The sequence below is a fragment of the Mesorhizobium sp. M4B.F.Ca.ET.017.02.2.1 genome (assembly GCF_003998955.1).
GTDB lineage: Bacteria > Pseudomonadota > Alphaproteobacteria > Rhizobiales > Rhizobiaceae > Mesorhizobium > Mesorhizobium abyssinicae.
In genome coordinates this window covers 25,942-33,671 of sequence record NZ_RZOF01000025.1, presented here as the reverse complement: position 1 = coordinate 33,671, position 7,730 = coordinate 25,942, and the positions used below count along the sequence as shown (strand labels likewise).

The 7,730-nt window shown below is 66.5% G+C and carries 6 protein-coding genes; all 6 read right to left on the bottom strand.

The features are described from left to right. Positions 1 to 1,222, bottom strand: a 1,222-nt coding sequence (locus tag EN738_RS05705; protein WP_127282859.1) for an alpha/beta fold hydrolase, incomplete at its 3' end; no start/stop codon positions are given. Between the two features lie 122 nt (positions 1,223 to 1,344). Next, positions 1,345 to 1,659, bottom strand: a complete 315-nt coding sequence (locus EN738_RS05700) for a formate dehydrogenase subunit delta (protein ID WP_127282858.1) — start codon at positions 1,657 to 1,659, stop codon at positions 1,345 to 1,347. Continuing rightward, positions 1,649 to 2,473, bottom strand: a complete 825-nt coding sequence (gene fdhD, locus EN738_RS05695) for a formate dehydrogenase accessory sulfurtransferase FdhD (RefSeq protein WP_127282857.1) — start codon at positions 2,471 to 2,473, stop codon at positions 1,649 to 1,651. The genes EN738_RS05700 and fdhD overlap by 11 nt, the downstream gene beginning before the upstream one ends. A gap of 241 nt (positions 2,474 to 2,714) precedes the next feature. Next, on the bottom strand, positions 2,715 to 5,627 hold the full coding sequence (gene fdhF, locus EN738_RS05685) for a formate dehydrogenase subunit alpha (protein ID WP_127282856.1): 2,913 nt from the start codon (positions 5,625 to 5,627) through the stop codon (positions 2,715 to 2,717). Between the two features lie 10 nt (positions 5,628 to 5,637). Continuing rightward, positions 5,638 to 7,194 (bottom strand): NADH-quinone oxidoreductase subunit NuoF, encoded by a 1,557-nt coding sequence (locus EN738_RS05680; RefSeq protein ID WP_127282855.1) that lies wholly within the window; start codon positions 7,192 to 7,194, stop codon positions 5,638 to 5,640. Beyond that, a complete protein-coding gene (locus tag EN738_RS05675) occupies positions 7,191 to 7,670 on the bottom strand; it encodes a formate dehydrogenase subunit gamma (RefSeq protein WP_127282854.1) in 480 nt (159 codons plus the stop codon). Before EN738_RS05675 ends, EN738_RS05680 begins: the two co-directional genes overlap by 4 nt. Positions 7,671 to 7,730: the final 60 nt, after the last annotated feature.

Below are 7,730 nucleotides of genomic sequence, written 5' to 3'. Positions count from 1 at the left end.
AGCCGACGGTGAGGTCGGCAACCAGCCGGGAGGCTAGGATGTCGCCGCGCCCGGCATGGCTGGCAAGCTGCAGGGTCACGCGCGCCGTGAGCCCGACCGGCTGGCCGCGCAACTCGATCTCGCCGACATGCGCCCCTTGCGCGCTCGCCACGCCGATCTGCTGCGCCGCCTCGCGCAGCGCCGCCGCGCAGCGTATGGCGCGCCCCGGCCCGTCGAAGCGCGAGACCATCAACTCGCCATGCGGGCCGGCGGCGCGCCCGCCATGGCGGCCAACCAGCAGCCGCCAGGTTTCCTGGAAGCGCTGGCTGCGCTCGCTCCACATGCGATCGCCGAGCTTGGCGGTGTCGTAGATGCGCGTCACCAGCAGTGCGGCGAGCACGCGCTCGGTGTCGGCCACCGCCGGTTCCCCGGTCAGGAACTCCTCGATCAGGTCGGCCACGCGGTCGACGTCGCCGGTCCACACCGGATGGTCGCGCCCGGCTATCTCGACCAGCCGGGCGCCGGGGATCTTGCGGGCAAGGAAGCGGCTCGCCTCGGGGTCGACCCGCACATCGTTGCGGCGATGGATCAGGAGCGTCGGCGCGCTGATCGTGCTGAGGATGCCGCGCACGTCGACACCGGCATTCATGCGGGCCAGCGCGGCCGCCGCCGTCGGGCTCGCCGACAGCCGCTCAAACCGCGCCCACCATTGCGAAAAATGCGGGTCGTCGATCCGGCCCGGCGCGAAATTGGGCAGCGTGGCGCCGGTCCCCCACGCCGTTTCCGCGGTCTCGATGAAGGCCTCGAGACGCTCTGGCGGCATCACCCATCTGTGGAAATTCGCATAGCCGCCATAAAGCACCAGCGACCGTGTCCGCTCCGGATAGGTGGCCGCGAACAGCATCGCCATCGGCGCCCCTTCCGAGGCGCCGAGGATCGCCGCGCGGCCACTGCCGGCGGCGTCCATCACCGCGCGCACGTCGTCCATGCGGGTCTCGAGGCTGGGCAGGTGGCGGCCGTCGACGCGGTCGGAGGGGCCAGTGCCGCGCTTGTCGAACAGGATCAGCCGCGAGAAGGCCGAAAGCCGTTTCAGCAGACGGCTGTAGCCCTCATCCTCCCACTGCAGGTCGAGGTTGGATATGAAGCCCGGCACGAAGACGAGATCGAACGAGCCCTGGCCGACCACCTGATAGGCGATCCGCACATCGCCGCTACGGGCGTACCGGGTCTCGATCGGCCTCACGCAACACCCCGCCGGCCAGACGACTTCTTGTCGTCGACCATAGCAGAGCTATGCCGTCCGCGGCAGACAAACTTTAGAGAGCTAAAATATAAGGTCTTTGGTGAACGGGAGCGACGGCCGCGTTACTTGTGCAAGGCACCGTTCCCGCCTTGCGCAGGCCCGGTGTAACCGATGCTCGTGTCGGCCTGTTCGGACGTCTTGGGCCGCTTGATCTTTGCCGAGGCGGCCACTACCAGCTCGTTGAACGTCTCGGTGCCGTCGTCGAGCATCTCGAACAGCTGCCGCCGCATCCTCGGTTCCCAGAACTTGTTGATGTGCTCGGCGACGCCGGTGATGCCTTCCTCGCGCGGCTTGGAATCGAAGAAGGTTGCGATCTGGTTGGCCATGCGCACCAGCTTTTCCCTGGTGCTGGTGATGTGGTCTTCGTCATGCGACATGCTTGGCAACTCCGGAAACCACCCGGTCGGGGTGGGTGAAAATATCGAAATCTTCGCCGCGCACCAGCGCCACCAGCGTCATGCCGGCGGCCTCGGCTGTGCGGATGGCAAGTGCCGTCGGCGCCGAAACGGCGATGATGATGGCCGCACCGATGGCGGCCGTCTTCTGCACCATCTCCACCGACACTCGCGACGTGACCACGACGGCGCCCGTCGCGCCGTCGATGCCGGCCTTGGCAAGCGCGCCGGCCAGCTTGTCCAGCGCATTGTGGCGGCCGACATCCTCGCGCGCCATGACGACGCCCTTGCCCGGCACGTAGAAGCCGGCGGCGTGCACGGCGCCGGTCTCGGTATGCAGCGGCTGCACCTTCGACAGGAGCTTGACCGAGCGGGTGATGTCGTCGGCGTCAAGCGTAAGCTTTGACGAACCGACCGCGTCGACCGAACGCATCGCCTCCTCGATGGATTCGATGCCGCACAGCCCGCAGCCGACCGGCCCGGCGAGCCTGCGCCGCCTTGCCTGGAAGCGCGTGTTGGCCTTGTCCTTCAGCCTGATCTGGATGTCGATGCCGGCGCCGAGATCCTCGACCTCGATCGCCTCGATCTCTTGCGGATCGGCAACGATGCCTTCGGTCAGCGAGAAGCCGAGCGCGAAATCCTCGAAATCGGCCGGGCTCGCCATCATCACCGCATGGGTGGTGCCGGCATAGGAGAATGCCACCGGCGTCTCCTCCGGCACCATGCGGTTCGCCGCAGTCGTGCCGCTGGCGCGGTGCGCGAGACGAGAGGTCTGAGAGACAGGAGGGCGGGTCACGAGGCGCCAACCTCTGGCCTGCCAGCTATCTCACTTAGGAAGCACCTTGCTTCAACGGGCGATGGCTCTTCCGGGCCTTCCCCCACTCCGTCGCTGCTTCGCAGCGCCACCTCTCCCCCCTCCGGAGGGAGAGGAAGGGCGACTCCCGACCAAGGCTCGCGCCTTTCCTCTCCCCCGTCGATCGGGGGAGAGGTGTCGAGCGAAGCTCGACGGAGTGGGGGTCGACCATGTCTCGACACAATTACTCCGCCGCTTCCAGCGGAGCGATGCGGCGGCTCTGCCGCGCCTGCTCGTTATAGTCCTTCTGCCAGTCGGTCGGGCCGTTGGACGGCGCCACCTGCACGGCGGTGACCTTGTATTCCGGACAGTTGGTCGCCCAGTCCGAGAAATCGGTGGTGATGACGTTCGCCTGGGTGTCCGGGTGGTGGAAGGTCGTGTAGACGACGCCCGGCGAGACGCGGTCGGTGATCAGCGCGCGCAGCGTCGTTTCGCCCGAACGGCTCACCAGTCGCACCCAGTCGCCCTCGCGGATGCCGCGATTCTCGGCATCGTGCGGATGGAGTTCCAGCCGGTCCTCGGCATGCCACATCACGTTCTCGGTGCGCCTGGTCTGCGCGCCGACATTGTACTGCGACAGGATGCGGCCGGTGGTGAGCAGCAGCGGGTAGCGCGGGCCGGTCCGTTCGTCCGTCGCCACATATTCGGTGCGGATGAACTTGCCCTTGCCGCGCACGAAGCCATCGACATGCATGATCGGGGTGCCGAGCGGCGCCTTGTCGTTGCAGGGCCACTGCACCGATCCGACGCGGTCGAGCATCTCGAAGGAGACGTTGGCGAAGCTTGGCGTCGTCTTGGCGATCTCGTCCATGATCTCGGACGGATGCTGGTAGTTCCAGTCGAGCCCGATGGCGCGGGCAAGCTCCTGCGTCGCCTCCCAGTCGGCGTAGCGCGCCTTCGGTTCCAGCACCTTGCGCACCATGTTGATGCGGCGCTCGGCGTTGGTGAAGGTGCCGTCCTTCTCGAGGAAGGTCGAGCCCGGCAGGAAGACATGCGCGTAGTTCGCCGTCTCGTTGAGGAAGAGGTCGTGCACGACGACGCATTCCATCGCGGCGAGACCAGCGGCGACATGCTTGGTATCGGGATCGGACTGCAGGATGTCCTCGCCCTGGATGTAGATGCCCTTGAACGAGCCGTCGACGGCGGCGTCCAGCATGTTGGGGATGCGCAAGCCCGGTTCGTCGTCGAGCTTGACGCCCCACAGGCTCTCGTAGATGTCGCGCACCGCTTCCCCTGAGATGTGGCGATAGCCCGGCAGCTCATGCGGGAAGGAGCCCATGTCGCACGAGCCCTGCACGTTGTTCTGGCCACGCAGCGGGTTCACGCCGACGCCCGGACGGCCGATATTGCCAGTGGCCATGGCGAGGTTGGCGATCGCCATCACCGTGGTCGAGCCCTGGCTGTGTTCGGTGACGCCGAGGCCGTAGTAGATCGCACCATTGCCGCCCTTGGCGTAGAGCCGCGCCGCACCCCGGATCAGCTCGGGGTCGACGCCGGACAGCTTGCCGACGGTCTCGGGGCTGTTTTCCGGCAGGGCGACGAAGGACGCCCAGTCCTGGAACTCGGCCCAGTCGCAGCGCTCGCGGATGAAGGCTTCGTCGAACAGGCCCTCGGTGACGATGACATGCGCCAGCGCCGTCAGCACCGCAACGTTGGTGCCGGGCTTCAGCGGCAGGTGATAGTCCGCTTCGATATGCGCCGACTTGACCATCTCGGTGCGGCGCGGATCGAGCACGATCAGCTTGGCGCCCTGGCGCAGGCGCTTCTTCAGCCGCGAGGCGAACACCGGGTGGGCGGAAACCGGATTGGCGCCGATGACGACGGCGACGTCGGTGAATTCGACCGAGTCGAAATCCTGCGTGCCGGCCGAGGTGCCGTAGGTCTGGCCGAGCCCGTAGCCGGTCGGCGAGTGGCAGACGCGGGCGCAGGTGTCGACATTGTTGTTGCGGAAGCCCTGCCGCACCAGCTTCTGGACGAGATAGGTCTCCTCGTTGGTGCAGCGCGAGGAGGTGATGCCGCCGATCGCGGTGCGGCCGTACTGGTACTGGATGCGGCGGAATTCCTTGGCCGTGTGGGCGATCGCCTCTTCCCAGCTCACCTCGCGCCACGGATCGGAGATCTTGTCGCGGATCATCGGCGACAGGATGCGGTCCTTGTGGGTGGCGTAGCCATAGGCGAAGCGGCCCTTCACGCAGCTATGGCCGTGGTTCGCCTTGCCGTCCTTGTAGGGCATCATGCGGATGACCTCGTCACCCTTCACTTCGGCCTTGAACGAGCAGCCGACGCCGCAGTAGGCGCAGGTGGTGACCGCCGAGCGCTCCGGCATGCCCTTCTCGAGCACCGTCTTCTCGCGCAACGCGTCGGTCGGGCAGGCCTGCACGCAGGCGCCGCAGGACACGCATTCGGAGGCGATGAAATCCTCGTGCATGCCGGCGACCATGCGCGATTCGAAACCGCGGCCCTCGATGGTCAGCGCGAAGGTGCCTTGCACCTCTTCACAGGCGCGCACGCAGCGCGAGCAGACGATGCACTGCGCCGGATCATAGGTGAAATAGGGGTTGGATTCGTCGCGGGCGATGTAGTCGACCGCCAGCGAGCCATGGCCTGGCGCGACGCCGTTCTCTTCCTTGACGTGGTTGCGGCCCTCGACGCCGTAGCGGTTCTCGCTCAGGCCGACGGACTTCGCCACCACGTCGAATTCGCTGGCGCCGGTGCCGGCCGTCTCGTTCCAGCCGGTCGGATGGTCGGAGACGTAGAGCTCCATGACGCCGCGGCGGATCGCATCGAGCCGCTCGGACTGCGTGCGCACCACCATGCCTTCGCCGACCGGCGTCGTGCAGGAAGCCGGCGTGCCGCCGCGTCCGTCGATCTCGACCAGGCAGACGCGGCATGAGCCGAACGAATCCAGCATGTCGGTGGCGCAGAGCTTCGGGATCTCGACCCCGCCCTCCATCGCCGCGCGCATGATCGAGGTGCCTTCCGGCACCGTGATGCTGCGGCCGTCGACGATCAGCGTGATCTGTTTTTCCGCCCTCGACTCCGGGGTGCCGTAGTCGATCTCTTCGATGAGCGATGGGAAGTCGGCCTTGATGTTCATCTGCCAGCTCCTATTCAGCCGCCACGCGCGTCGGCGCCGGCTGGAAATCCTCGGGGAAATGCGTGATCGAGCTCATCACCGGGTAGGGCGTGAAGCCGCCCAGCGCGCACAGCGATCCGAACTTCATCGTGTTGCAGAGGTCGGTGACCAGAGCGAGGTTCTTCTCCGCCTCGATGCCGGAGGCGACCTTGTCGAGAACCTCCACCCCTCGCGTCGACCCGATCCGGCACGGCGTACACTTGCCGCAGCTCTCGATGGCGCAGAACTCCATGGCGAAGCGCGCCTGCTTCAGCATGTCGGCGGTGTCGTCGAACACGGTGAGGCCGGCATGGCCGATCAGCCCGTCCTTGGCGGCGAAGGCCTCATAGTCGAACGGCGTGTCGAACAGCGCGCGCGGGAAATAGGCGCCGAGCGGTCCGCCGACCTGCACCGCTTTCACCGGACGCCCCGAAGCCGTGCCGCCGCCGATGTCGTCGACGATCTCGCCCAGCGTCAGGCCGAAGGCCGTCTCGAACAGGCCGCCATGCTTGACGTTGCCGGCAATCTGGATCGGGATCGTGCCGCGCGAGCGGCCCATGCCGAAATCCTTGTAGAAGGCCGCACCCTTGTCCATGATGATCGGCACAGAGGCCAGGCTGATGACGTTGTTGATCACCGTCGGCTTGCCGAACAGGCCTTGGATTGCCGGCAGCGGCGGCTTGGCGCGCACCACGCCGCGCTTGCCTTCCAGGCTGTTCAGAAGCGAGGTTTCCTCGCCGCAGACATAGGCGCCGGCGCCGACGCGGATTTCCATGTCGAAGGCGTTGGGCGAGCCCAGCACATTGACGCCCAGCACGCCGTGCTTGCGGGCGATCTCGACGGCCTTGTTCATCGTCGCCACCGCATGCGGATACTCCGAGCGGATATAGACGAAACCCTTGGTCGCGCCGGTGGCGATGCCGGCGATCGCCATGCCCTCGATCAGCACGAAGGGGTCACCCTCCATGATCATGCGATCGGCGAAGGTGGCGCTGTCGCCCTCGTCGGCGTTGCAGACGATGTATTTGCGGTCCGAAGCGGTATCGAGCACCGTCTTCCACTTGATGCCGGTCGGGAAGCCGGCGCCGCCGCGGCCGCGCAGCCCGGATTCGGTGACCTGCTTGACGATGTCCGCGGGCGCCATGGCGACGGCGTTGTGCAGGCCCTTCAGCCCGCCATGCGCCTTGTAATTGTCGAGCGAGAGCGGATCGATGACGCCGCAGCGCGCGAAGGTCAGCCGCGTCTGCTTGGCGAGGAAGGGGATCTTGTCCGGCGCGCCCAGCCAGCGCTTGTGGGGCGCGCCCTTGAGGAAGCCGCTATCGAACAGGCTCTTGACGTCGGAAGGCTTGACCGGCCCGTAGGCGACGCGGCCCTCGGCCGTCGCAACCTCGACCATCGGCTCCAGGAAATAGGCGCCGCGCGAGCCGTTGCGCACGATCTTGGCCTCGACGCCGCGCTCCGCGAGTTCCTTCTCGATCGCCTTGGCGACCTTTTCGGCGCCGAGTGCCAGCGCGCCGGAATCTCCGGGGATATAGATGCGCGGGATCATGAGCGTACCTCCGCGACGATCTCTTCGATCTTCTCGTCATCGAGCCGCCCGATCACCTCCCCGTCCAGCATCGCCGACGGCGAACAGGCGCAAAGCCCGAGGCAATAGACCGGCTCCAGTGTAACCGATCCGTCGCGGGTGGTCTCGTGGAAACCGATGCCGAGCAATTGCTTGACCTTGGCGGCGACCGCATCCGAGCCCATCGACTGGCAGGCTTCCGCCTGGCACAGCTTGAGCACATGCCGGCCGGCCGGGCGGGCGCGGAAATCATGGTAGAAGGTGACGACACCGTGCACTTCTGCCCTGGACAGGTTCAGCCCGTCGGCAATGACCGGCAGCGCTGCCTGCGGCACATGGCCGAATTCTTCCTGGATCTCGTGCAGGATCGGCAGCAGCGGACCTTCGAGGTCCTTCAATTCATCTATGATCGCGGCTGCGCGCGATGCGATCTCGGTACTTGCAGGCTGCATTGGCATGCAGCGCCCTCCCTGGTCGTGGCGACCCGATGTGTGTCACCCAAAATATAGAGCGGTTTT

Excerpts from the sequence above, each read along its gene's own strand:
- EN738_RS05700 (WP_127282858.1), bottom strand. The coding sequence starts at position 1,659 with ATGTCGCATGACGAAGACCACATCACCAGCACCAGGGAAAAGCTGGTG.
- fdhF (WP_127282856.1), bottom strand. The coding sequence starts at position 5,627 with ATGAACATCAAGGCCGACTTCCCATCGCTCATCGAAGAGATCGACTAC.
- EN738_RS05680 (WP_127282855.1), bottom strand. The coding sequence starts at position 7,194 with ATGATCCCGCGCATCTATATCCCCGGAGATTCCGGCGCGCTGGCACTC.
- EN738_RS05675 (WP_127282854.1), bottom strand. The coding sequence starts at position 7,670 with ATGCCAATGCAGCCTGCAAGTACCGAGATCGCATCGCGCGCAGCCGCG.